We start from the raw sequence: 23,793 nt of genomic DNA, 5'->3' as shown, positions 1-23,793 counted from the left end.
TTCGTGGGCAAGCCCGTCGACGTGGACGAGCTCGTGCTGCGCACCCTGAACTACGCGCGCATCGCCGCCTACGAGGAGTACCTCACGGACATCAACGTGATCCTGGAGAGCAAGATCTCCGAGGCGACGGGCGAGCTGAGCGAGGCCCTGGCCCTGGCCACCGCCGCCGAGACCGAGATCGCCTACCGCATGGGCCGCACGGCCGAATTCCGCGACCTCGAGACCGGTTTCCACATCCGGCGCATGAGCCGCTACTCGGCCGTGCTCGCCGAGCTGCACGGGCTGCCGCGGGTCGAGTGCGACCTGATCCTGAACGCGGCGCCGCTGCACGACATCGGCAAGGTCGGCATCCCCGACAAGATCCTGCTCAAGCCGGGGCGCCTGACCGCGGCCGAGTACGAGACCATGAAGCTGCACGCGACCATCGGCGAGGAGATGCTGGACGACTGCGAAGGCTTCCCCCTGCTCGAGGCGGGCCGCATCATCGCCGCCCAGCACCACGAGAAGTACGACGGCGGCGGCTATCCCCGCGGCCTGGCCGGCGACGACATCCACATCTACGGCCGGATCGTCGCCGTCGCCGACGTCTTCGACGCCCTCTCCTCGCGCCGCGTCTACAAGGACGCCATGCCCATCGAGCGGGTCGCGAAGCTCATGAAGGACGAGAAGGGGAAGCACTTCGATCCGGTCCTGGTCGATCTGCTCCTGGACAACCTGGACCGCTTCCTCGCCATCCGGGCGGAATACCCGGACGACGAGGACAAGACCCCGAGCATCCTGGAACTCATTGGAGAGAAGATATGAACCCGCGCATCCTGATCGCCGAAGACGACGAATTCAACCAGCTCGTGCTGCGCGACATGCTGATGCTGATCGTGCCCGGGGCCGAGATCCACGTGGTCGAGGACGGTCGGGCGGCCTACGAGCGCCTGCGCGCCGAGCGCTGGGACCTGCTCCTGACCGACATCGACATGCCCGAGATGGACGGCACCGAGCTGCTGGCCGCGGCGCGCCGGGATCTCGGCCTCGAGGTGCCGATCGTCGCGGTGACGGCCTTCGCCGTGGTCGGCGACCGCGAGCGGCTGCTGATGCACGGCTTCGACGACTACGTGGCCAAGCCCATCGACCTGGACCGGATCGCGGAGGTCGCCGGCCGCTACCTGACCCCCGCCGCCGCGGAGGTGTGAGGTGTTCGACATCCAGCTGGCCGACGAACTGGACGCGCTGCGGCCCCGGACGGACCGGACGCACCTCGTCCTGCTCGCCGGCGAGCGGGGTGCGGAGGTCGCGCGGCTGGACGGCATCATGGGCGACGCGGAGTGGATCGCGGTCGTCGTGCCGCAGCTGATCCGCGGCCACGAACTGCTCGCCGACGCGGCGGCCCTGATCTCCTTCGACCCGGCCCGCTCGTTCCTGACGCGGCTGGACATGCGGGACGACGCCGCGGCGATCGCGGCGCGGCTGCATCCGTGCGGCCATTCCCGGTCCCTGCTCCTGTTCTGCGACGGGCTTTCGGCCCACGTGGAAGGCTTCGTGCGGAATCTCGAGGTGGTCATCGGGGGCATCGACCTGATGGGCGCCGGACTCGGCTGCGCCGATCTGGTGCGGCGGCCCGTGGTCTTCGACCGCGACGGCGCCCACATCGACCACGCGGTGCTGCTGGGCAGCGGCATCGATTTCCATGTGGGCGTGCGGCACGGCTGGGACAGCGTGCACGGGCCCCTGGTCGTCACCCGCGCCGACAGGAACATCATCCACGAACTGAACCACGAGCCGGCCCTGGCGGTGTACCGTCGGGCCCTGGCCGACGCCGAGGGACTTGAACTCACAGCGGACGGTTTCGCGACGATCGCCGCGGGCCATCCCCTCGGGATCGCCTCGTTCCAGGGCGGCGAGCCCATCGTGCGCGACCCCGTCGCCGCCGGCGAGGACGGCTCGGTGACCGTGATCAGCGGCGTGCGGGAGATGGATGCCCTCTTCGTCATGAAGGGCGACGCCGAGAAGCTGGTGGCCGCGGTGGCCGGCATGGCCGGCGACGTCCTCGCCCGCGTGCGGGCGCGGCGCGTGCTGGTCTTCGACTGCATTTCCCGCGTGAACTTCCTGGGCGAGCGCTTCGCCGAGGAGATGCGGGCCGTCGAGGCGGCCGCGGGCGGCGCCGAGGTGATCGGACTGACGAGCGTCGGCGAGATCACCAACGTGGGCTTCGAGGGCGTGCGCATCCTGAACAAGACCTGCCTGGTGGGGGCGGTGGCCGATGAGTGAGTGGAGCGGGCAGTCGCTGGCCGAACGCTTCGGGCTCACGCCGGGCGACCTCGCCGAGCGCGAGCGGGTCGGACAGTACATCGCCTCCTACGCGGGACTGATCGCCGACGGCGTCTACGACAGCCACCTCGCCGGCGGTCGCGACCTGCCCCGCATCACGGGCAAGGCCGATCTCGCCCGGCTGAAGCGGCAGCTGCGCGATTTCCTGGTCGCCCAGTTCCAGACCCCGTTCGACGCCCACTTCGCCGCCCGCCGCGCCCATGTCGAGCTTCTCCAGCTGCCCACGGGCACGGGCCGCGACGAGATCCGGGCCGGGTTCGACGGGCTCTGCCTGGCCGTCTGCGACCTGGCCCGGGTCAACGACCAGGTCCGGGACGATCTGGGGGTGATCCTGCGCTACCTGCGCATCGCCGAGCAGCTCATCATGGCCGAGGTCGAGGGAGCGGAGGCCACCGCGGGCGGCGGTTCGGGCGGCATCGTGCACGTCTTCGAGCTCCTCTACCAGGCCACCCTGGCGCACCGCGAGCACACGGCGCGGGTGCTTGCCGGCTGCGGCGTCACCGGGGCGGGCTGCCGCTGCGGCGTCTATCCCATCTTCGAGGAGATCGCCGCCTCGGGCCTCGACAGCGTGGCCAACCTGGACCTGCCCCACAGCATCCAGCTCCACGAAACCCACCACCGGGCCGTCGACCAGTACCTCGCGGCCCTGCGCGACGGGGCCGACGCGGAACGGAGGCGCGAGCTGGAGCAGGCCGTTCGTCGCCACTCCGAGCAGTTCGTCGCCAGCCTCGCGCGCCCCCTGCAGGACATCTCCTCGGTCTCGTTCCTCGCCGTCTCGTCGGCCTTCCGCTTCATCCGCCGCATCACCGGGCGGGCCTTCGATCTCGAGGTGGGCGAGGCGGACGGCCGCAAGCTGGGCCGCCTGCTCGAATCCGAGCTGCCCCAGGTGATCGAGGAGACCATGGGCTGGTGCGTGCGCGACGTGGTGGTGCTCACCGAGCCCATCGACCTGACGGCCTACGACGTCGTGACGACGGTGGCCCTCCGCGACCGCGACTGGTACGTGGGCGTCGACCTGATCGACCTGCCGAACCGCGTCTACCTGATCGACATGCTGCAGTTGCTGATCCGGCTCGTGCGGTTCAACCTGATCGGCAAGGAACGCGAGGCGGCCCTGCTCGATCTCGCCGACTCGGCCGAACGGGCGAGCCAGGCCAAGAACGCCTTCCTGGCCAACATGAGCCACGAACTGCGCACGCCCCTGAACGCGATCATCGGCTTCGCCCAGATCCTCGAACGCCGCACCGACCTGCCGACGGACCTGCAGACGTACCTGGGCAAGATCCGGGTCGCCGGCAACAACCTGCTGCAGCTGGTGAACACCATCCTCGACTTCGCCAAGCTCGAGGCGGGCAAGATCGTCTGCGAGGCCAAGGCGACCCCCCTGGAGCCGATCGTGCGGGAAGCGGTGCTGCTCACCGAGCCGCTGGCCCGCAACAAGGATCTCGAACTGCAGGCCCCGCCCCCGCTGGCGATCATGGCCCACTGCGACGCCCAGCTCATCAAGCAGGTGCTGCTGAACCTGCTGTCCAACGCGGTCAAGTTCACGGCCGCGGGGGGGCGGGTCACGATCGGGGTCGAGGTCGGCGAGCGCCTGCGCATCGCGGTCACCGACACGGGTGTCGGCATCGCCGCGGAGGACATGGGCGAGCTCTTCTCCCCGTTCCGGCAGATCGAGAATCCCATGCGGAAGGCGAACCAGGGCACGGGCCTGGGTCTGTCCATCTCGCGCAAGATCGTGCGCGAACTGCACGGGGGCGATCTCACCTGCACCAGCACCCCGGGCGTCGGCAGCACCTTCACCGTCGAACTGCCGGTGGTGGGGAACCCGACGCGTCCGTCCACCTCCCGGCCGGGCCGGGTCGAAGCGGGGGTGGGATCATGAAGCGCACCGACCAGCCCTCCTCCAACCGGGTCCTGACCAACGGCAGCCTGATGGCGATCGTCTCGTCGGCGGCCTTCGCCGGCCTGAACCTGCACCGCGGCCTGCCCGAGGTCTTCGCGGTGAACGTCTTCATGTTCGTGGCCTTCCTGGTCAACCACCTGGTCCACCGCCGCACCGGCAACACCGCGGTCGCGGGCGGCGTGGGCATGAGCGTGCTCTTCATCTTCGTGATCATGGCCTCCGAGAGCCTCGGCGTGGCGGCCCTCGTCTGGGTCTACCCGATCCCGGTGCCGGCCTTCTACTTCCTGGGGCTGCGGCGGGGGCTGACGTTCATCGGTGTCTGGTCGGTGGGGCTGGCCATCGCCGTCGGGCTCGGCGACGTGCCCGGGGTGGCGTCCCTGTCGGTGAAGTTCGAGATGGGGATCTGCTACGCCGTCCTCGTCACCATGGCCTACCGCATGGAGGCCATGCGCGAGGCCTTCATCGCCCGCCAGCGCGGTCTCACGGCGGACCTCGAAGCGGCGGGGCGCGCCAAGGACGAGTTTCTCGGCCGCATGAGCCACGAGTTCCGCACGCCGCTGAACGCGATCCTCGGCTTCACCCAGCTGCTCGGCCAGCGCAGCGACCTGTCGCCCGACTCCCAGGCCTACCTCGACCGCATCGAGGCGTCCGGGCGCAACCTGCTGGCGGCATTCGAGACCATCCTCGACTTCGTCCGGCTGCAGTCCGACCAGGCGGTTCTGGCCTGTGAGCCGATTCCCCTCGTGCCGCTGCTGCAGCGGATCCGTGACGAGGTCGAACCCGTGGCGGCGAGTCGCGGCGTCGGGATCGTCTGGCCCGAGCCGGCCGACCTGCCCGCCTGGACCGCCGATCCGCCGCTGCTGCACGGCGCCCTGCGGCGTGTCGTGGTCGCCGCGGTCCGGCGTACGCCACCCTGGGGCCAGGTCGAGGTGGCGCTCGACTTCGCCGCCGACGGCGCCTTCCGCTTCACCGTGGAGGACGGAGGACCGCTCCTGACGCCGGAAGAACTGGCGGTCGTGTTCGAACCCTTCACCCCGCTGGCGACCCAGCGGCGGGGGATCGGCCTCGACCTGCCCATCGTCAGCCTGATCGCCCAGCGCCACGGGGGGCGGGCCCTGGCGAGCAGCGGGGTCGGGGGCGGCCTGCGCGTCCGGATCGAGCTGCCCCCACCGGCCGCACCGGCGCCCGCACCCGCGCCGGAACCTGTCGCGCTGCGGGTCTAGCCCGGACGCGGTTCCGCGACCGGAGGTCGGCACGGGGCACCGCATCTGCTATGATCGGTCTCTCGTCACCCGGATCCCGAGCCGCGGAAGGCCTCATGTCGCCCGAACTGCCCCAGCCCACCCTCATCGCGGCGGTCGCCACGGGCATCGGCCTCGCGGCCGCCGTCGGCCTGCGCGTATTCGTGCCCCTGCTCGTGGCCGGTCTCGGCGCCCGGGTCGGCCTGCTGCCCCTGGCCACCGGCTTCGACTGGCTGGGTTCCGATCCGGCCCTGGTCATGTTCGCCGCGGCGGCGGCCTGCGAGATCGTCGCCTATTTCGTGCCCTTCCTCGACAACCTGCTCGACACCGTGGCCGGGCCCGCGGCCGTGGTGGCCGGCACCGTGCTCGCGGCGGCGACCCTCGTCGACATGGCGCCCTGGCTGCGCTGGGCCATGGCCCTGATCGCCGGCGGGGGCGCGGCAGGACTCGTGCACGGCACCACCGCGGGCCTGCGGGCGGGCAGCTCGGTCGCCACGGCGGGGCTGGCCAATCCGTTGCTGGCGCTCGTGGAGTGGGGGGGCAGCGCGCTGCTCGCGGGGCTGGCCATCCTGGTGCCCCTGCTCGCGCTCGTGCTGGCGGTGGCGCTGGTCGTGGCCGTGGCCCGCGTGTTCCGGCGGCGCCGCCGGCGGCGGCTGCTGGGGCTGGCGCCGCTGCTGCTCGCCGCGGCCCTCGCGGCGGAGCCCGCGCAGGCCGCCGAACCCCCGGGAACGCCCCTCGTCGAGTTCCGCATCAAGGACCAGTTCGACACCCTGCACACCTCGGGCGCCTACCGGGGCGCCGTGGTCGTGGTGGTGGCGGGCGACCGCCAGGGCAGCAGGTACATCGAACAGTGGGCGCCCGCCCTGCGCGACTCGGTGGCCGACCTCATCGCGCGCCACCGGGTGAAGTTCCTGCCGGTGGCCCACCTGAAGGGCGTGCCCTTCTTCGTGAAGCGAACCATCAAGGGCAAGTTTCCACAGGAGCGGGACAAGTGGACCCTCATGGACTATGAGGGGCTCTTCAAGCTCACCTACGTCATGCCCGACGACCACTGCTCCCTGCTCGTCTTCGACCGTGCGGGCCGACTGCGGATGCAGCATGCCGTGACCGACTTCGAGCCCGCGCTCCAGGACGAGCTGATCGCGGCGATCCGCCGGCTGGGGGTGGCACCGCGCTGAGGCCGCCATCCGGCGCGGTCCGGACCGACCGTCGGGTGGATGTCCCGGTGGGCCCATGCGAAAAGGCGCCCCGCGGGGGGCGCCTTCGCGATGGGTCCCGGTGGCCCCGGTGTCAGATGATTCCCCGCTCCTCGAGATAGGCTTCGAGCTGCCCCACGATGTCCTCGACGCTGTGGATGTCGGTCTCCACCGTGAACTCGGGGTTCGCGGGTTCCTCGTACGGCGAGTCGATGCCCGTGAAATCCTTGATTTCGCCGGCCATTGCCTTTTTGTACAACCCCTTGGGGTCGCGCCGTTTGCACACCTCGAGATCACATTTCACGTGAAGCTCGTGGAAGGCGCCCGCGGGCAGGGCCGAGCGCACGAAATCCCGGTCGGCCTGGAAGGGCGAGATGAAGGTGCAGACCACGATGTTGCCCTGCTCGTAGAAGAGCTTGGCGGTCTCGCCGACCCGCCGGATGTTCTCCGAGCGGTCCTCGTCGCTGAAGCCGAGGTCGCCGCACAGGCCGTGCCGCACGTTGTCCCCGTCGAGCATCATCACCTGGCAGCCGCGGCCGAAGAGCTGCTTGACCAGCCCCTTGGCCACCGTGGACTTGCCCGAGCCCGACAGGCCCGTGCACCACAGCACCGCGCCCTTGTGGCCGTTCCGCTTCTCCCAGTCGGCCGCCGAGACCACGCCGCCTTCCCAGCGCACGTTCGTCGAGGTGCGGCTGGCCTTGTGCTGGGTGCGCATCACCTGTTCGACGTCCCGCGACTTGCCCCGGATCATGCCGGCGGCCACGGTGCGATTGGTCATGGGGTCGATGAGGATGAAGCTGCCGGTGCCGTGGTTGACGCGGTAGTTGTCGAAGAAGATGGGCCGGGCCGTGCGGATCGCGACGCGCCCGATCTCGTTCAGCCCGAAGCGGTCCGTCTCCTGCCGATGCAGGGTGTTGACGTCGATCCTGTAGCTGATGCCGGAGATGTAGGCCTTCACCTTGTTCGTCGTGTGCTTCAGGACGTAGTGGGTCCGGGGGTTCATCGGCTCGGTGTCCATCCAGCACAGGTTCACGTCGAACTCGTTGCCCACCTCGGGCAGGTTGTTCCGGCGCACGATCATGTCGCCGCGCGAGATGTCGATCTCGTCCGCAAGGGTGATCGTCACGGCCTGGCCCGCGAAGGCCTCGGTGAGCTCGCCGTCGTAGGTCACGATCGATTTCACCCGGGAAACCCGGCCGCTGGGCAGGGCCACGATCTCCTCGCCGACGCGGATCGTCCCGGACGCGATCGTGCCGGCGAACCCGCGGAAGTCCAGGTTCGGCCGCGAGACCCACTGCACCGGGAAGCGGAAGTCGACGAAGTTCTTGTCGGCCGAGACGTGCACGTTCTCCAGATGGTGCAGCAGCGTCTGGCCCTCGTACCAGGGCATCCGCTCGCTGCGCACGGTGACGTTGTCGCCGTCGAGGGCGCTGATGGGGATGAAGGTGATGTCGTGGATGTCCAGCTTCTGGCTGAACTCCTTGTACTCCTTCACGATGTCCCGGAACGTCTGCTCGTCCCAGTCCACCAGGTCCATCTTGTTGACGGCCACCACCAGGTGGGGGATCTGCAGCAGCGAGATCAGGAAGCCGTGACGCCGGCTCTGGGTGAGCACGCCCTTGCGCGCGTCGATCAGGATGATCGCCAGCTCCGAGGTCGAGGCGCCGGTGACCATGTTGCGCGTGTACTGCTCGTGGCCCGGCGTGTCGGCGATGATGAACTTGCGCTTGTCGGTGGTGAAGTAGCGGTAGGCCACGTCGATGGTGATGCCCTGCTCGCGCTCGGCGGCCAGGCCGTCCAGCAGCAGGGCCAGGTCGACGCGCTCGTCGCCGCGCTGGCGGCTGGTCTTCTCGACGGCCGCGTACTGGTCCTCGAAGATGCAGTTCGTCTCGTAGAGCAGGCGGCCGATGAGCGTGCTCTTGCCGTCGTCGACGCTGCCGCTGGTGGTGAACCGCAGCAGGCTCTTGTGCTCGTAGTCCCTCAGCAGGTCCGGCGTGGCCATTAGAAGTACCCCTCCCGCTTCTTCTGCTCCATGGAGGAGTCGCTGGTCAGGTCGATGACGCGGTTCTCGCGTTCGCTGCGGCGGGCCGCGACGACCTCGGCGATGATGTCGTCGATCGTCTCGGCGTCCGACTCGACGGCCCCCGTGCACGGGATGCAGCCGAGGCTGCGGAAGCGGCAGCGCACGTCCTTCACCTTGTCGGGTGTCAGGCCCAGCTTGCCGTCCGGATCGACGACGTCGGCGTGCTCGTACGGGATCATGATGCCGCCCAGCTCGACCGTGGGGCGCAGGGCCGAGAAGTACAGGGGCACCAGGGGGATGTCCTCGAGCTTGATGTACTGCCACACGTCCAGCTCGGTCCAGTTGCTCAGGGGGAAGACCCGCACCGATTCCTTCTCGTCGATGTCGGCGTTGTAGAGGTTCCACAGCTCGGGGCGCTGGTTCTTCGGGTCCCACTGGCCGAACTCGTCGCGCACCGAGAAGAAGCGCTCCTTGGCGCGGGACTTCTCCTCGTCGCGCCGGGCGCCGCCGAACGCCGCGTCGAAGCCGTGCTTCGCGAGCCCGTCGAGCAGGGCGCGGGTCTTCAGCAGCTGGCAGCACTTGTCGTTGCCGATGCGCGTGGGGTGGGAGCCCTGCTGCTGGGCCGCGGTGTTGCCCTCGACGATGAGGCGGGCGCCGATCGAGGCGGTGAAGCTGTCCCGGAAGTCGTACATCTCCTGGAACTTGTAGCCCGTGTCGACGTGCATCAGGGGGAACGGGAAACGGCCCGGATGGAAGGCCTTCTGGGCCAGCCGCACCATGACGGCCGAGTCCTTGCCGACCGAGTAGAGCATGACCGGATTCCTGAACTCGGCCACCACCTCGCGGATGACGTGGATGCTCTCCTGCTCGAGCTGCTTGAGGTGCGTCATGGAGTACGAGCTCACGCGCGGATCTCCCGGATTTCTGGTTAAGGGTTTTGTTTCCTGAAGGTTTCGGCGATCCGGAGGCCGGCTTGACGCCGGAAGTGAGCGGAACCGAGCGGATCTTCGGCCGCGCCCCGGAAAGAGGTGCGATTTCGGCAGCCAGTATAGCCCATTCCGGCCCGGAACGCCCGAAAAATCACCCGCCGGGCCCGGGCAGCCGATTGTGTCCCCGGCGCGCGCGACCTATTATTGGCGGGTCCGCGCCCGTCCGGAACCCCGCGCGAAGGAGCGACCCATGCCCGCACCCCGCCTGTCCGCCCATTTCGCCGGCCGCGAGCCGTCGGTCATCCGGCTGGCCCAGATCGAGTTCGCCAAGCGCGGCGACGCGACCCGCGACCTGAACGTGGCCATCGGCAACGTCTCGCTGCCCATGCATCCGGCCCTGCAGGAGCGGATGGACAACCTGCGCGCCCCCGGTTCGCCCTTCGCCGGCGGGGTGGTCAAGTACACGGCCACCGTGGGGCTGGCCGAGACCAACGCGGCCTTCCTCAACATCATCGCCAGCAGCGGCTGCGCGGTGGACGGCCTGCGCAGCCAGGTCACCGACGGCGGCAGCCAGGCCATGGAACTGGTCATCACGGGCTGCTGCGGTCCGGCGGGCAGCGCCGAGGCCCCCTTGCTGCTCATCGACGCCGCCTACACGAACTACACCGCGTTCGCCCAGCGCCTCGGCCGCCGCACGGTGTCCATCACCCGCACCCTCGGCGACGACGGCCGCTTCAGCCTGCCCGCCCGCGACGAGATCGCCGCGGTGATCGCGCGGGAGAAGCCGGGCGCCCTGGTCGTGATCCCCTACGACAACCCCACCGGCCAGCTCTACGACCGCGCCGCCCTGGCCGACCTGGCCCGGCTCTGCGTCGAACACGGCCTGTGGCTGGTCAGCGACGAGGCCTACCGCGAGCTCTACTACACCGACGCCGCGCCCCTGAGCGTGTGGAGCCTGACCGAGGACGAGGTGCCGGGCATCACCGGCCGGCGCATCAGCATCGAGACGTCGTCGAAGGTGTGGAACGCCTGCGGACTGCGCATCGGCGGCCTGGTCACCGACAACCCCGAGTTCCATGCCCGCTGCGTGGCCGAGAACACGGCCAGCCTGTGCAGCAACACCATCGGCCAGTACATCTTCGGTGGGCTGGCGCACGTCTCCCACGCCGACCTGCAGGCCTGGTACGCGCGCCAGCGCGAGTACTACCGGGGCATGCTGCAGGACTTCACGCGGCGCACCCGCGACCTGTTGCCCGGGGTCGTCGTCTCGAGTCCGGATGCGAGCATCTACTCGGTGGTCGACGTGCGCGCCATCGCGCCGGCGGACTTCGACGCCCTGGCGTTCGTGCTGTTCTGTGCGCGCGAGGGGAAGGTGGACGTCGACGGCGAGGACCTGACCCTGCTGACGGCGCCCATGGCGGGGTTCTACAAGACGCCGGCGGGCGTCCCCAACCCCGGCCGGACCCAGATGCGGGTGGCCTACGTGGAGACGCCCGAGCGCATGCGGCTGGTGCCCGAGCTGCTGGCGGGGCTCTTCCGCCAGTACGTCGGGCGCTGAAGGCGGCCTAGAAGCTGTAGCCGAACACCGCCCCGCCCATGGGCTTGAAGCCTTCCTTGGTGAAGGCGGGGGTGAAGGCCAGCCGGTAGGTGAAGCCGTAGTCGCCGATGAAGCGGTAGCCCACGACCCCGTGCCCCACCACCTGGTCCTCCTTCAGGTCGAAGATCACCTCGTCGGCCGGATCGCCGTTGTTGTCGAAGTCGATCCAGGTGCCGCCGCCGCCGATCTCGATGAAGTTGCGGCCCTTGCCCAGCAGCGCGCTCACGCCGAAGGGCACGGTGTAGCCCTTGCGGAAGGCCACGCCCGTCAGGCCGATGCCCGTGCGGAACATGAACTTCTCGCCGAGGATCTTCTCGAACTGCAGCGACAGCTCGCCGCCGGTGCCGAACAGTTCGGCGGCGAGGGTCGTCTCCTTCTGGTAGTAGCTCTGGGCGCAGGCGTCGCCGGCGGCGGCGAGGCCGACGGCCACGAGGACGGGAACGAGCAGGGGGCGCAAACGGAACATGGTTTCCCTCCGGAGGTGCGAGCCGTTGCCGGGCTCAGGTGCGGCCGCCCATGGCGGCAGCCGCCGCCTCGAACTGGGCGGTGGCCTTCTCGGTCAGCTTGTCGGAAAGCAGTTGCTCGGCCACCGGGGCGCCGAACGTGAACGTGTCGAGGCCGTGGGCAGCGAGGTCGATCACCTGGTCGGTCGAGCGCAGGCTCGCCACCAGCAGCCGCGTCGCCGAGCCCGTGTACTTCAGGATGTCGTCCATGGCCAGGACCAGGTCGCGGCCCTTGCGGCGCGCGTCGATCAGGCGGCCGAGGTAGGGGGCCGCGTAGGCCGCTCCGAACCCCGCCGCGAGCACGACCTGGCCCGGCTGGAAGACGGCGGTCAGCGTGACGCGCGTGCCGGCTTCGGCCAGGCGACGGGCGACGACGAGGCCGTCCGGCGTGGCCGGGACCTTCACCGCCACGTCCAGGCCGAGCCCGGTCATCAGGGCCAGGCGGCTGCCGTTGTGGAACATCTCGCCGGGCGTGGCGCCCCAGGTCTGGAGCTGGATCTCCCGGGCGCCGAGGTCGCGCACCCGTGTGGCGACGGCTTCGAGGTTCGCCAGGGTGCAGGGCTGGTCGGCGCGCTGCAGGAGCACCGGGTTGGTGGTCACGCCGTGGAAGACGCCGCGCGGCAGCCACGTCTCCCAGTCGGCGGGCCGGGCGCTGTCGAGGAAGAGGCGCAGGCCGGGCCGGGCCCCCGGGGCGGCGTTGGCGGTATCGCGCGACATGGGTGCGGACCTCTCAGCCGAAGAGGTTCAGCTGCCCGCCCGGATCGTCCCAGATCGGCTCGAGGCAGCGGGGTTCGTCGAAGGCCGGCCGGTTCACCTCGCGGGTGACGGGCGCGGCCAGCAGGTCGTCCGTGGCCAGGGGGCGGAGCAGATCGGTCAGTTCCGCGGCCCGGTCCGCCGGCAGCCTCAGCCACTTCTCCCAGGCCTCCGGCGCCAGGATCACCGGCATGCGGTGGTGGACCGGCCGCATCACCCGGTTGGCTTCGGTGGTCAGGATCGAGCAGCTGCGCAGCTCCCGGCCCCCGGGATATTCCCAGCGATCCCAGATCCCCGCAAGGGCGAAAAGACCGGCATCGCGGCGCCGGAAGAGGAAGGGCTGCTTGCCGTCGGGGCGCTTCTGCCACTCGTAGAACCCGTTGACGGGAACCAGGCAGCGTCGCTCGCGGAACGAGTCGCGGAAGGAGCCCTTCTCCAGCACGGTCTCGCTGCGGGCGTTGATCATGCGGGCGGCCTCGTCCGGGCCCTTGGACCAGTGGGGCACCAGGCCCCAGCGGAACATCTCCACCAGGCGGCCGTCCGAGCGCGGGTTGGGCAGCACCGCGGCCACGTCCTGGGTCGGGGCGATGTTGTAGCGGGGCAGCAGGTCGGGCACCATGTCGAGGTAGAATTCCTCGGCGATGCGGTGGGGGGCGACGGACAGGACGATGCGGCCACACATGGTCGGTTCCGGATCCGGTTGGGGTTCGCGGCGGCGCCGGTCGCCGCCGCGGCACGGACGCCGGGCGCCGCGCGCCCAAGGTAGCAGATTCCGCCTGCCGTCCGCAATCGGGCGGACCTCAGGCCAGGTCGAAGAGGAGGAACTCGGTCCCTTCGATCGAGGTGATGTCCAGGCGCGATTCGCCGCTCACGGCGGCGCCGTCACCGGCCTCCAGCCCGACGCCGCCCAGCTGCGCCGTGCCCCGGGCCACCTGCAGCCAGGCGTGCCGGTCCGGCGCCAGCACGTGGCCGATCTCGCCGGCGGCGGGCAGGCGGCAGGCGTACAGCCAGGCGTCCTGGTGCCAGGTGGTGGCGCCGTCGTCCGCGTCGGGCGAGGCCAGCACCCGCAGCCGGCCGTCGATGTCGCCGGGGCCGAGATCGAGTTCCTCGTAGCTCGGCGGATGGCCGGCGGCGTCGGGCAGGAGCCAGATCTGGAGCAGGTGCACGGGCTCGGTGTCGGAGGCGTTGTGCTCGGCATGCACGACACCGGTCCCGGCGCTCATGCGCTGCACCCGGCCGGGCCCGATGACCGAGGTGTTGTTCATGCTGTCGGTGTGGGCCAGGCCGCCGGCCAGGACGTAGGTCAGGATCTCCATGTCCCGGTGCGGGTGCTTGCCGAAGCCCATGCCGGGGGCGATGATGTCCTCGTTGATGACCCGCAGGGCCCGGAAGCCCATCCGGGCCGGGTCGTGGAACTGGCCGAAGCTGAACGTGTGCCGGGTGTCGAGCCAGCCGTGGTCGAGGTGGCCGCGGTTCCCGGCGGGGTGCACTTGGATCATGGTCGGGTGTCCTTCCGTTGGCTCCCGCCCAATATACTCCGGTTTCGGCCGGCGGCGACCGCACCGCCGCCGGGAAGGGACGGCGCGTGCGCCTCGGACTGCTGAACATGATGCCCGACCCGGCCCTGCGCGTGACCGAGCGCCAGTTCGCCCGCCTCTGCGGTCGCGACGGCCCCGACGACCTGGTCCTCTTCGGTGTGGCCGGCGTGTCCCGGGGGCCCACCGTGGCCGCCCACGTGGCGGAGCGCTATCGGGACGCGGCGGCGATCCCGACCGCGGATCTGGACGTGCTCGTGATCAGCGGGACCAACGTCGGCGACCCGCACCTGCCGGGCCAGCCCTTCTGGCGCGGCCTGCGGGAGGTCTTCGCCCACGTGAGCGCCACCGGCCTGCCGACCCTGTTCTCCTGCCTGGCGACCCACGCCTTCCTGCTGGCCGAGCACGGCCAGGAGCGGCGGCCGGTCGTGCCGAAGGTGTGGGGGGTGTTCCCGCACGACCTGCCGCGCCCCGGACACCCGCTGGTGGCCGGTCTCGACGCGCCGGTCCCGGTGCCCCATTCCCGCCACAACCACCTCGACGCGGCCCAGTTCGCGGCTGCGGGCCTGACGGTCCTGCTCGACAGCCCGGCGGTCGGACCCCACCTGGCCGTCGCCGCCGACGGCCGCCGGCTCTTCCTGCAGGGGCATCCGGAATACGAAGCGGTCAGTCTGCTCAAGGAGTACAAACGGGAAGTGGGGCGCTGGCAGGGCGGCGAGCGTCCCGACTTCCCGCCCCTGCCCGCGGGCTACCTCGACGGGCCCGCCACCACGCTGCTCGCGGCCCACGCCGCGGCCTGCCGGGCCGGGCCGCCGGGGCCGCCCCTGCCGGAGGCCGCGGTCACCGCCGGGCTCGCCGCACCGTGGGCCGCATCGGCGCGCCGCATCGTCGGACGCTGGCTCGCCTCGCTGACCTGACGCGGCGGCGGCCCGGGAACGCGAAACGGGGAGCCGCCGTCGGCTCCCCGTTTGCTGTGCGCCAAGCGGTGCGGTCCGGCGGGATCACCCCGCCTTGGCCGCCGCCTTCAGCTTCTTCTGCTCGTGGATGGGCAGCGTCAGGTTCGGATTCATCCGGATGCGCCCCTTCTGCAGCAGGAAGACCCCGACCCACAGCGCGATGCCGAGGAAATCGACCATCAGGTCGGGAATGTGGCCCGGGATCGCGGCGTGGAAGACGCCCGGGAAGAACAGGATGACCGTGGCCACCGCCATGATGATCCACTCGAGCAGGTTCATGCCGCAGGCGAGGTAGCCCATGGTGAGGCTGCCGAAGGCGATCGTGGCCAGCGTGATCGTCGCGTAGGCCATGATGATCTCCAGCGGCGAGCCGTCCAGCAGGAAGCCCCGCGAATAGGCGAAGAGGAACGGACCGACATAGAGGAACTTGGCGAACTTGAAGCTCGTCCAGCCCGTCTTCCACGGATCCGAACCGGCGATGGCCGCGCCCGCGTAGGCCGCCACGCACACCGGCGGCGTGATGTTCGAGTCCTGGCTGAACCAGTACACGATCATGTGGCTCGCGATCAGCACCCACGCGGCGTGGTGGGCGTTGGTCGCAATGAGCGCGCGATACGCCTCCACCGACAAGTCGCCCATGGCCGGGCTGGACAGCTCGGCGAACGAGACGCCGAAGTGCTGCATGGCGATCATGTTCGAGACCGAGCCGACGGTCAGCACGGCGGTGATCAGGTAGGCCGCCGTCACCGGCACGCCCATGCCGAGCACCAGCGAGGCGATGCCGATCAGCAGGATCGCCACGGGCAGGAAGCCGCCCGACAGCGAGATGATGATGTCCGAGAACTTCAGGCCGATGCCCGAGAGGCTGATCGTGCCGACGATGATGCCGATGACGCCCACCGTGGCGCCGATGATCAGGGTGTTGCGGGCGCCCTCGATGATGGCGGCCCGGATCTCCCTGAGGCCCATCTTGTGGTCGGGCGTGAACCAGCTCACGACGACGCAGCTGACCGTGGCGACCACGGCCGCGAAACCCGCCGAGTAGCCCACGAGCATCATCACGACGATGATGATCAGCGGCACGCTGAGGAACCACTCCTTCTTGAGGATCTGCCACGCCGTGGGGGCGTCCGGGTCGACGACGCCGTAGAGCCCGTAGCGCTTGGCCTCGAAGTGGATCATCACGAACACCGACAGGAAGTACATCACCGCCGGGAAGATGGCCATCTTCATGATGTCGACGTAGGGGATCTCCGTCATCTCGGCCATGAGGAAGCCGCCGGCGCCCATGATCGGGGGCATGAACATGCCGCCGATCGAGGCCGCGGGCTCGATGGCGCCCGCGACGTGGGGCTTGAAGCCCGCCCGCTTCATCATCGGGATGGTGAAGGCGCCCGTGGAGACCGTGTTGGCGATGGCCGAACCGGACACCGAGCCGAAGAAGCCCGACGCGATCACGGCGACCTTGGCCGGTCCGCCGACGCTCTTGCCGGCGAGGGCCAGGGGCAGGTCGATGAAGAACTTGCTCGCGCCGGAATACTTCAGGAACGCCCCGAAGAAGATGAACAGGATGACGTACGTCACGAGCACGTCGGCCATGATGCCGAAGACGCCGTCCTGGTTGTAGAAGAGGAAGTTGAGGGCCCGCGTGACGGCGAAGCCGTCGTGGGCGAAGGCGTCGGCCACGGGCACCTTTTCAAGGAGGTTGCCCCACAGCAGGTAGGCGAGGAAGCCCAGGCCGGCCAGGGTCATCGACATGCCGAGCACGCGCCGGGCCGCCTCGAGGCTGACCAGGATGCCGACCACGCCGACGATCGTGTCGAGGGTCGTCTCGGATCCCATGCGGTAGTTGAGGTTCTCGAACTCCAGGATCCAGTAGCCGACGACCCAGATCGAGACCAGGGCCATGAAGATGTCGCTGATCGAGGGACGGTCCGCGCGGGAGCGTCCGGTCATCGGGTAGGTCAGGAAGACCATGACGAACGTGATCAGGACGTAGATGCCGCGATGGTACTGGGTGCTGACCGGCGAGATGGCCGAGTTCCACATGTAGAACAGGACCATGAAAATGCCGAGCCCGCTCGTGATCCAGTACCAGAACCGCGTCAGTGTGCGGCCGGACTTGGCATCCTTCTCCATGAGCTCGTCCAGGACTTCCTGGCTGGCTCCCTCGGGGAGGGCTTCCGGGTTTTGGGGATCGCTCATTGCTGCAACTCTTTTCCTGCCGGGATTCCCGGCGGGCGGATCGGGAACAAGAGCGGGGAGGGAGCCGAGCCCCCTCCCCGCGTGAACATCCGGTGGGCGGCGCACGTGCCGCGCCGGATCACTTCAGGTTGGCGGGCACCGTCTTGCCTTGCTCTTCCCAGAACTTCACCGCACCGGGGTGCAGCGGGATGCTGGCGCCGTCGAAGCCGTTCTCCATGTTCATGCTCTTGAAGGTCTTCTTGGCGGCCGTCATGGCCTCCATGCCCTCGGCGGACCACAGCGTCTTCATGATGTCGTAGACCACGTCGTCGGGGACGTTCGCGTTCACCGACAGGAAGCACGCGTCCTGGAACGACGGGCAGGCGGGCATGCCCTCGCCGTACATGCCGGCCGGGATGTCCATCGGGATGTAGGCGAATTCCTTGTAGAAGCCGGACTTCTCGGCGTCCAGACCGACGGGGATCAGGCGGATGTCCACCTGCACGCTGGCCTCGATGATGGCGCGGTTCGGGGGGCCGACGAGCAGCCAGAAGGCGTCGATCTTGCCGTCCTTGAACGCGCCGGCGGCGGCGGAGTAGCCCAGGAACTGCGGGCTGAACTCGTCCCACACGCCGATGTGGCGGAAGAAGCGCTCGGCGCTGGCGGCGGCACCGGAGCCGGCGTTGCCGACGGCGACCTTCTTGCCCTTGAGGTCGTAGGCCGACTTGATGTCGCTGTCGGCGCGGACGACGAGCTGGGCGGGGGCGCCGTAGAGGAAGCCCATGGCGCGCAGGCCGTCGTACTTGTTCTCGTCCTTGGGGAGCTTGCCGTTGCGGCCCAGCGCGCTGTCCACGGCGTAGCACAGACCGAAGTCGCTCTCACCGCTGCTGACGCGCTTGACGTTCTCGACCGAGCCGCCGGAACCGACGGCGGAAAGCTTCACGTTCTCGAGCTGCTTCGGCACGTAGACGGCCATGGCGTTGGTGAACGTGTTGAAAGTGCCGCCCGTCGGCCCGCCGCCGACTTTGCCCTTGAAGGCCTCGGCCGCCGCATCGCCGGGGGCGAACATCATGCCGACGAAAGCGAGACAGAGCAGACTGAGGAACAGCTTATTCTTCATGGTCGGGTCCTCCTTCGGACGTACGAGAGGGGAGATGGTGCCGTGCATCGTCGTTCTCGATACCAAGCGTCCTCCACCGTAGGACAACTGATCGCATCCTGTCAACAGTTAAACTGTTTGGATTATAACGATTTAATGAAAATGAATCCCAAAAATTGAAGTTCCCGATTTTCCGCCGGCGGGTCGGACTTCCGGGCTGGACGGAGCGGCCTGTGGGCCCGATAATCCCCGGGCGCGGCGGAATCCCCGCCCTCCGCGTCGAATCCGCCCCAGGACAGGACCGGCCCCATGGCGCCCGCAGCCCCGCTGACCCCACCGATTTTCGACCGCGCGATCCTGCACGTGGACATGGACGCGTTCTACGCCTCGGTCGAGGTGCTCGACGATCCTTCCCTGCGGGGGCGTCCGGTCATCGTCGGCGGCACGCCCGAAGGCCGCGGCGTGGTCGCCGCCGCCAGCTACGAAGCGCGCCGGTTCGGGGTGCACAGCGCCATGAGCGCCGCCCGGGCGGTGCGGCTGTGCCCGGACGGGGTCTTCCTCCGCGGGCGCATGGACCGCTACGCCGAGGTCTCCGCGGCGGTCTTCGCGATCTTCGCCGACTTCACCCCCCTGGTCGAACCCCTCTCCATCGACGAGGCCTTCCTCGATGTCAGCGGCTGCGGGCGCCTCTTCGGGGCGCCGCCGGAGATCGGCCGCCGCATCAGGGAGCGGATCCGCGACGAGATCGGTCTGGTGGCGTCGGTGGGGGTGGCGCCCAACAAGTTCCTCGCGAAGCTCGCCAGCGACCTGGAGAAACCCGACGGCTTCGTGGTCATCGCGCCCGGCACCGAGCGCGAACTCCTGGCCGGGTTGCCGGTGCGCCGCCTGTGGGGTGTGGGCAAGGTGCTGGGCGGACGGCTCGAGGCCGACGGCATCCGGCTCGTGGCCGACCTGCTCGCGCGCCCGCGCGCGCAGCTGATCCGGACCTACGGCGACCACATGGCCCAGCTGCTCGAACTGGCGGTGGGGCACGACGAGCGCCCGGTGATCCCGTCCCACGCCGCCAAGAGCATCGGCAACGAGACGACCTTCGGCGAGGACGTCGCCGACGGCGAGCAGCTGGTCGGCATCCTGCACCACCTGTGCGACAAGGTGGCCCGGCGCCTGCGGGCCCACGACTTCGTGGCCTCGACGCTGACCCTCAAGGCGCGCTATCCCGACTTCACGACCCACACCCGCTCGGTCACCCTGCCCGAACCCACCGACAGCGACACCGAGATCCGGGCCCAGGCCCGCGACCTGCTCGAACGCGCCCTCGGGCGCCGCGGGCGCCCGCTGCGCCTGATCGGCATCACCGCCTCGAACCTCGGGCGGCCCGGCGGCCAGCCGGAGCTCTTCCCCGATCCGCAGCGGGTCCGGCAGCGCGACCTGGATCGGGTGCTGGACGGAGTCCGGGACCGCTTCGGGGCCAAGCTGGGGCGGGGCCTGCCGCGGCGTCCCGGGTCCTGAACCGTCGCATCCTGGCGGCGCGTATCTTGTTGGATGTAAATATCTTGCGGGGGCAGGCGGCCGAGGCGGGGGATCCCCTGCCGGTCCGCCGCGGGCCGCCGCGAACCTATTGGTAAAGGCGCCCCTTATCCGGCCGAATTGCAGACGGAGACAGCACTTGAACCCGTGTGCCCGTGCCCGGAGAGATCGATCCATGTCGACCGACCGCATCAAGGCCCGCATCATGACCGTCATGCGCAACCTGCCGCCGCTGCCGGAGGTGACGCGCCAGCTCATGAGCGTGCTGAACAACGACAACGCATCGGCCAACGACGTGGCCAAGGTCCTCTCCTCGGACCAGGCCTTGGCCGGCAAGGTCCTCAAGCTGGTGAACTCGTCCTTCTACGGCGTGCCCAAGGAAGTGACGACGATCAGCCGGGCCGTGGTCATCCTGGGCTTCACGGGGATCCGCAACCTGGCCCTGGGTTTCGGCTCGGTCGAGGCCCTGCAGAAGCTGGGCGACAAGGTCGACATGAGCGAGTTCTGGAATCACGCCCTGGCCAACGGCGCCGCCTGCCAGGCCCTGGTGCCGCACCTGAATCGGCGCATCGATCCGGAGGAGGCGTTCATCGCGGGCCTGATGCACGACATCGGCGCCTACGTGCTGGCCACCGCGGTGCCGGACATCTACGCGCCGATCCTCGCCGACACCGCCGGCGACCGGCTCGTCCGCGAGGCCGAGGAGATCGGCCTGACCCACGCCCAGGTGGGGCAGGGGCTGCTGCAGTACTGGCAGCTGCCGGACCCGTTCTGCGACGCCGCCCGTTTCCATCATGACGTGGCCCGCGCCACCGACGGCGAACGTCCGTTGACGAACCTCGTCGCCCTGGCCGACGTCATGGCCATCATCCACGGTGGTTCCTTCGAGAACACCGCGTCGGAGGCCGACCTGCTGTCCCTCATGCGCGGTCTCGGCGTGAGCCTCGACGCCATCAAGACCGCCCTGACGACCATGGACCAGAAGATCGAGGACATGCAGTCGTTCATGAAGATCGCCGGCACCGGCGCGTCGCGGCAGGCCGAGGCGGGCGCCCTCACGTCGTGCGTCGTCGTCACCACCGAGGACGAGCGGCGCGAATGGGCCCAGACCCTGCTGAATCATTTCGGCCACACCATCTTCCCCATGGACGACTTCTTCAACCAGGTCGCCGGGAGCGAGCGGGTGGGCCTGGTGCTCATCGACTCCCAGTGCCTGACCCAGCAGCAGATCGGTCAGCTCATGCCCTTCCTGGCCACCCAGGAGGCTCGCGCCGCGCTGCTGCTCGAAAGCGGCGCCAACGCACCGGCGGGCACCGAGGAACTGCCGCGCCTGGGCATCGTCTTCTCACGCGCCGAGGTCGCGGCGCTCGTCCAGCCCCAGCCGGCCTGAGCCGGCCCCGACTCCGCCGCCGCCGGCCGATCCCCGCTTGATCGGCCGGCGCCTTTTTGCCATCCTGTGCCGGTCGTCGCCTCCGCACCCCGGACCAGGAGCCCGCCCTTGGACAAACTGCTGATCGGATTCGCCGGCGGGGTGCTCGTCGCCCTCGTGGCCTGGGCGGTGTGGAAGCTGGCCCGCCGGGGCCGCGGCGCCGCGGCCCCGGCCCGCGTCTCCCACGAGAGTTTCGTCACGAGCATGCGCACCGTGGGCGAGCTGAGCGTCTTCCGCATCATGACCAAGGAAGTCATCACCGCCAGCGAACACTGGTTCGGGGAATTCGGCCGCAAGTACCTCGGCTGGCTGCTGAGCGAGCGGCGCATCACCCTAGTCATCGAGTTCGACATCGACTTCCGCTACGACCTGACCGATCCCCGCTTCGAGATCGTGCCCCTGGCCGCGGCCGAGTACGAGTTCGTGCTGCCGCCCTGCCGCCACGAGGTGCTGATCCGCGACATGCACATCCACAGCGAGGACAACACCAAGCTCGTCCCGCTGATCGTCCCCGAGGTGATCGGGCGCGTGTTCACGGGCGGCTTCAGCGTCGAGGCCAAGAACAAGCTCATCGCCGAGACCCGGCAGCAGGCCGAGGGTTTCGCCGGCGAACTGGTGGCCAAGGCCACCGACCGGGCCCAGCGCTCGGCCACCCAGACCCTGTCCATGCTGGCCCAGGGCCTCGGGGCCAGCCGCGCCGACGTGCGTTTCCTGCCCTCGGGCGGCTTCCACCCCGAGGTCGACACGTCGCGGCTCGAGAAGCTGCTGCCCGACCCCGACCAGATCCGCGAGGGAGGATTCTGATGTCCCCACGCCGCACCTGCATCGGGGTCATGGGCGGCGCCGTGGCCGACGCGCGCACGACCGCCGTGGCCCGCGAGATGGGCCGCCTCATCGCCGCCAACGGCTGGGTGCTGATCTCCGGCGGTCGGGCCACCGGCGTCATGCAGGCCTCGGTGACGGGCGCCCGCGAGGCCGACGGCCTGACCGTGGGCATCCTCTACGACGACGACCGCGACGGCGGCGCGGCGGGCCTCGACCTGGTCATTCCCACCGGCATGGGCGCCGCGCGCAACGTCATCAACATCCTGGCCAGCGACGTGGTCGTGGCCTGCCGCGGCACCGGCGGCACCCTCAGCGAGATCGCCCTGGCCCTGCGCTTCGGCCGGCCGGTGGTGCTGGTCGACTTCGATCCGGGCGAGGCCTTCCTCCGCGCCGGGGCGCCGGACGCCGAGTACAGCCTGGTGGCGACGCCGGCGGAGGCCGTCGAACGCATCCGGACCTATCTTGCCGCACGCGACCGCAGCTGACCGGCGCCGCGTGCGCCTTCCCCGAACCCGGGACTCCGCATGAGCTTCGACTTCGACACGCCCGTCGACCGGACGGGCACCAACAGCGAGAAGTGGGACCGGTACGCCGGGCGGGACATCCTGCCCCTATGGGTGGCCGACGCCGATTTCCGGTCGCCAGCGGCCGTCGTCGACGCCCTGGCCGAACGCGCGCGCCACGGCGTGTACGGCTACCCGGGCACGCCGCCGGGCCTGGTCGAGGTCTTCCTCGAGACGTGCGAACGCGAGTGGGGGTGGCGGGTCGATCCGGCCTGGCTGGTGTGGCTGCCCGGCCTGGTGTGCGGCCTGAGCGTGACCTGCCGCGCGGTGGGCGAACCGGGCAGCGGCGTGGCGGTGCACACGCCCGTGTACGGACCCTTCCTGCGCGTGCCCGGCCTCATGGACCGCACGGTGCGGAAGATCGCCCTCGAGGGCGACAACGCGGCCGGCTGGACCTGCGGGCGCGAGCACTTCGCGGCGGGCCTGACCGACGACGTGCGGCTCTTCCTGCTCTGCCATCCCCACAACCCGGTGGGCCGCATGTGGCGTCGCGACGAGCTCGCGGTCTTCGCCGAGGAGTGCCTGCGGCGGGACGTCGTCATCTGCAGCGACGAGATCCACGCCCAGCTCAGCCTGGCGACCGACCGCCGGCACGTGCCGCTCGCCTCGCTCTCGCCGGAGATTGCCGCCCGCACCATCACCCTGCTGGCGCCGAGCAAGGCCTTCAACATCGCCGGCCTCGGCTGTTCGGTGGCCGTGATCCCGGACGACTCCCTGCGCCGGCGCTTCGAGCGCGCCAAGGCCGGCATCGTGCCCCACGTGAACGTCTTCGGCCTGGTCGCCGCCGAGGCGGCCTGGCGCCACGGAGGCGACTGGCTGGCGGCCCAGCTCGTCTACCTGCGTGCCAACCGGGATCTGCTGGCCGCCGCCGTGGCCGACCTGCCCGGCGTCAGCATGTCCCGCGTCGAGGCGACCTACCTGGCCTGGCTCGACGTGCGCGAGCTCGGCCTCACCGACGCGGGCGCCCACTTCGAGTCCCACGGCCTCGGCTTCTCGCCCGGCGAGCACTTCGACGGCCCGGGCTACGTGCGGTGCAACTTCGCGTGCCCGCGGGCGACGCTGGAAAAGGCGATCCGGCGGCTGCGGGGGGCGGTGGAGGCCGCCCGGGGGTGATCGGCGCGGTTCCGGCGGGCGCCTCCGGCCGACTTCGTGTCGGCCGGAGGCTCGCGCTCCGGTCGCTCCGCCATCCTGGCTGCGCTCCCTGC

The 23,793-nt window shown here is 69.9% G+C and carries 21 protein-coding genes; 13 read left to right on the top strand and 8 right to left on the bottom strand.

Translation table 11 applies throughout. The features are described from left to right. From KDM41_09585 to KDM41_09560, 6 genes are all read left to right on the top strand, one after another. The coding region (locus KDM41_09585; GenBank protein ID MCB1183677.1) for an HD domain-containing protein at window positions 1–804 on the top strand (804 nt) is incomplete at its 5' end. Then, window positions 801–1,187: a response regulator gene (locus KDM41_09580; protein MCB1183676.1), complete on the top strand. Its 387-nt coding sequence runs from the start codon at window positions 801–803 to the stop codon at window positions 1,185–1,187. The genes KDM41_09585 and KDM41_09580, both read left to right, overlap by 4 nt. 1 nt (window position 1,188) lies before the next feature. After that, window positions 1,189–2,262, top strand: a complete 1,074-nt coding sequence (locus KDM41_09575; GenBank protein ID MCB1183675.1) for an FIST C-terminal domain-containing protein — start codon at window positions 1,189–1,191, stop codon at window positions 2,260–2,262. Next, entirely contained in the window at window positions 2,255–4,207 is a 1,953-nt protein-coding gene (locus tag KDM41_09570; GenBank protein ID MCB1183674.1) for a hypothetical protein, read from the top strand. The genes KDM41_09575 and KDM41_09570 overlap by 8 nt, the downstream gene beginning before the upstream one ends. Beyond that, on the top strand, window positions 4,204–5,451 hold the full coding sequence (locus KDM41_09565) for a HAMP domain-containing histidine kinase (protein ID MCB1183673.1): 1,248 nt from the start codon (window positions 4,204–4,206) through the stop codon (window positions 5,449–5,451). Before KDM41_09570 ends, KDM41_09565 begins: the two co-directional genes overlap by 4 nt. 95 nt (window positions 5,452–5,546) lie before the next feature. Continuing rightward, on the top strand, window positions 5,547–6,647 hold the full coding sequence (locus tag KDM41_09560; protein ID MCB1183672.1) for a DUF4126 domain-containing protein: 1,101 nt from the start codon (window positions 5,547–5,549) through the stop codon (window positions 6,645–6,647). Between the two features lie 112 nt (window positions 6,648–6,759). On the opposite strand, the gene cysN is transcribed toward KDM41_09560, so the two are convergent. Together cysN and cysD are read right to left on the bottom strand one after the other, a co-directional pair. Then, complete coding sequence (cysN, locus tag KDM41_09555; GenBank protein MCB1183671.1) at window positions 6,760–8,667, bottom strand: sulfate adenylyltransferase subunit CysN; 1,908 nt, start codon at window positions 8,665–8,667, stop codon at window positions 6,760–6,762. Continuing rightward, window positions 8,667–9,593: a sulfate adenylyltransferase subunit CysD gene (gene cysD, locus KDM41_09550; GenBank protein ID MCB1183670.1), complete on the bottom strand. Its 927-nt coding sequence runs from the start codon at window positions 9,591–9,593 to the stop codon at window positions 8,667–8,669. Before cysD ends, cysN begins: the two co-directional genes overlap by 1 nt. Window positions 9,594–9,867: 274 nt before the next feature. On the opposite strand from cysD, the gene KDM41_09545 reads away from it, so the two are divergent. Further along, a complete protein-coding gene (locus KDM41_09545) occupies window positions 9,868–11,175 on the top strand; it encodes an aminotransferase class I/II-fold pyridoxal phosphate-dependent enzyme (GenBank protein ID MCB1183669.1) in 1,308 nt (435 codons plus the stop codon). 7 nt (window positions 11,176–11,182) lie between these two features. Here the strand turns inward: KDM41_09545 and KDM41_09540 are convergent, their stop codons facing one another. From KDM41_09540 to KDM41_09525, 4 genes are all read right to left on the bottom strand, one after another. Then, entirely contained in the window at window positions 11,183–11,680 is a 498-nt protein-coding gene (locus KDM41_09540; GenBank protein MCB1183668.1) for a hypothetical protein, read from the bottom strand. Between the two features lie 34 nt (window positions 11,681–11,714). Continuing rightward, complete coding sequence (locus KDM41_09535) at window positions 11,715–12,434, bottom strand: transaldolase (protein MCB1183667.1); 720 nt, start codon at window positions 12,432–12,434, stop codon at window positions 11,715–11,717. 13 nt (window positions 12,435–12,447) lie between these two features. Continuing rightward, window positions 12,448–13,152 carry an SOS response-associated peptidase gene (locus KDM41_09530; protein ID MCB1183666.1) on the bottom strand — a complete coding sequence of 235 codons (705 nt, stop codon included), beginning with the start codon at window positions 13,150–13,152 and terminating at the stop codon, window positions 12,448–12,450. A gap of 118 nt (window positions 13,153–13,270) precedes the next feature. Then, window positions 13,271–13,969, bottom strand: coding sequence for a pirin family protein (locus KDM41_09525; GenBank protein MCB1183665.1), 699 nt, complete (start codon window positions 13,967–13,969; stop codon window positions 13,271–13,273). Window positions 13,970–14,055: 86 nt separating this feature from the next. Between KDM41_09525 and KDM41_09520 the strand changes: the two genes are divergently transcribed. Next, window positions 14,056–14,922, top strand: coding sequence for a homoserine O-succinyltransferase (locus tag KDM41_09520; protein ID MCB1183664.1), 867 nt, complete (start codon window positions 14,056–14,058; stop codon window positions 14,920–14,922). Window positions 14,923–15,006: 84 nt separating this feature from the next. Here KDM41_09520 and KDM41_09515 read toward each other — a convergent pair whose 3' ends face one another. Together KDM41_09515 and KDM41_09510 are read right to left on the bottom strand one after the other, a co-directional pair. Beyond that, window positions 15,007–17,166, bottom strand: a complete 2,160-nt coding sequence (locus tag KDM41_09515) for a TRAP transporter fused permease subunit (GenBank protein ID MCB1183663.1) — start codon at window positions 17,164–17,166, stop codon at window positions 15,007–15,009. Between the two features lie 118 nt (window positions 17,167–17,284). After that, window positions 17,285–18,265: a TAXI family TRAP transporter solute-binding subunit gene (locus KDM41_09510; protein ID MCB1183662.1), complete on the bottom strand. Its 981-nt coding sequence runs from the start codon at window positions 18,263–18,265 to the stop codon at window positions 17,285–17,287. A gap of 288 nt (window positions 18,266–18,553) precedes the next feature. On the opposite strand from KDM41_09510, the gene KDM41_09505 reads away from it, so the two are divergent. The 5 genes from KDM41_09505 to KDM41_09485 all read left to right on the top strand — a co-directional run bounded on the left by KDM41_09505 (window position 18,554) and on the right by KDM41_09485 (window position 23,701). Next, window positions 18,554–19,753, top strand: coding sequence for a DNA polymerase IV (locus KDM41_09505; protein MCB1183661.1), 1,200 nt, complete (start codon window positions 18,554–18,556; stop codon window positions 19,751–19,753). 193 nt (window positions 19,754–19,946) lie between these two features. Further along, window positions 19,947–21,161 (top strand): HDOD domain-containing protein, encoded by a 1,215-nt coding sequence (locus KDM41_09500; GenBank protein MCB1183660.1) that lies wholly within the window; start codon window positions 19,947–19,949, stop codon window positions 21,159–21,161. Between the two features lie 108 nt (window positions 21,162–21,269). Next, window positions 21,270–22,004 carry a DUF4230 domain-containing protein gene (locus KDM41_09495; protein MCB1183659.1) on the top strand — a complete coding sequence of 245 codons (735 nt, stop codon included), beginning with the start codon at window positions 21,270–21,272 and terminating at the stop codon, window positions 22,002–22,004. Next, window positions 22,004–22,510 carry a DNA-binding protein gene (locus KDM41_09490; protein ID MCB1183658.1) on the top strand — a complete coding sequence of 169 codons (507 nt, stop codon included), beginning with the start codon at window positions 22,004–22,006 and terminating at the stop codon, window positions 22,508–22,510. Before KDM41_09495 ends, KDM41_09490 begins: the two co-directional genes overlap by 1 nt. A 39-nt stretch (window positions 22,511–22,549) precedes the next feature. Further along, window positions 22,550–23,701, top strand: coding sequence for a PatB family C-S lyase (locus KDM41_09485; GenBank protein ID MCB1183657.1), 1,152 nt, complete (start codon window positions 22,550–22,552; stop codon window positions 23,699–23,701). Window positions 23,702–23,793 lie beyond the last annotated feature (92 nt).

It is taken from the genome of bacterium, from assembly GCA_020440705.1.
Taxonomy (GTDB): Bacteria; Krumholzibacteriota; Krumholzibacteriia; order LZORAL124-64-63; family LZORAL124-64-63; genus JAGRNP01.
This window is presented reverse-complemented; position numbering and strand designations above follow the sequence as displayed.

Bases quoted from the DNA above. Each gene is read 5' to 3' on its own strand.
- KDM41_09535 (MCB1183667.1), bottom strand. From the start codon at position 12,434: ATGTCGCGCGATACCGCCAACGCCGCCCCGGGGGCCCGGCCCGGCCTG.
- KDM41_09525 (MCB1183665.1), bottom strand. From the start codon at position 13,969: ATGATCCAAGTGCACCCCGCCGGGAACCGCGGCCACCTCGACCACGGC.
- KDM41_09570 (MCB1183674.1), top strand. From the start codon at position 2,255: ATGAGTGAGTGGAGCGGGCAGTCGCTGGCCGAACGCTTCGGGCTCACG.
- KDM41_09565 (MCB1183673.1), top strand. From the start codon at position 4,204: ATGAAGCGCACCGACCAGCCCTCCTCCAACCGGGTCCTGACCAACGGC.
- KDM41_09580 (MCB1183676.1), top strand. From the start codon at position 801: ATGAACCCGCGCATCCTGATCGCCGAAGACGACGAATTCAACCAGCTC.
- KDM41_09510 (MCB1183662.1), bottom strand. From the start codon at position 18,265: ATGAAGAATAAGCTGTTCCTCAGTCTGCTCTGTCTCGCTTTCGTCGGC.
- KDM41_09545 (MCB1183669.1), top strand. From the start codon at position 9,868: ATGCCCGCACCCCGCCTGTCCGCCCATTTCGCCGGCCGCGAGCCGTCG.
- KDM41_09560 (MCB1183672.1), top strand. From the start codon at position 5,547: ATGTCGCCCGAACTGCCCCAGCCCACCCTCATCGCGGCGGTCGCCACG.
- KDM41_09530 (MCB1183666.1), bottom strand. From the start codon at position 13,152: ATGTGTGGCCGCATCGTCCTGTCCGTCGCCCCCCACCGCATCGCCGAG.
- cysN (MCB1183671.1), bottom strand. From the start codon at position 8,667: ATGGCCACGCCGGACCTGCTGAGGGACTACGAGCACAAGAGCCTGCTG.
- KDM41_09540 (MCB1183668.1), bottom strand. From the start codon at position 11,680: ATGTTCCGTTTGCGCCCCCTGCTCGTTCCCGTCCTCGTGGCCGTCGGC.
- KDM41_09490 (MCB1183658.1), top strand. From the start codon at position 22,004: ATGTCCCCACGCCGCACCTGCATCGGGGTCATGGGCGGCGCCGTGGCC.
- KDM41_09500 (MCB1183660.1), top strand. From the start codon at position 19,947: ATGTCGACCGACCGCATCAAGGCCCGCATCATGACCGTCATGCGCAAC.
- KDM41_09485 (MCB1183657.1), top strand. From the start codon at position 22,550: ATGAGCTTCGACTTCGACACGCCCGTCGACCGGACGGGCACCAACAGC.
- KDM41_09505 (MCB1183661.1), top strand. From the start codon at position 18,554: ATGGCGCCCGCAGCCCCGCTGACCCCACCGATTTTCGACCGCGCGATC.
- KDM41_09515 (MCB1183663.1), bottom strand. From the start codon at position 17,166: ATGAGCGATCCCCAAAACCCGGAAGCCCTCCCCGAGGGAGCCAGCCAG.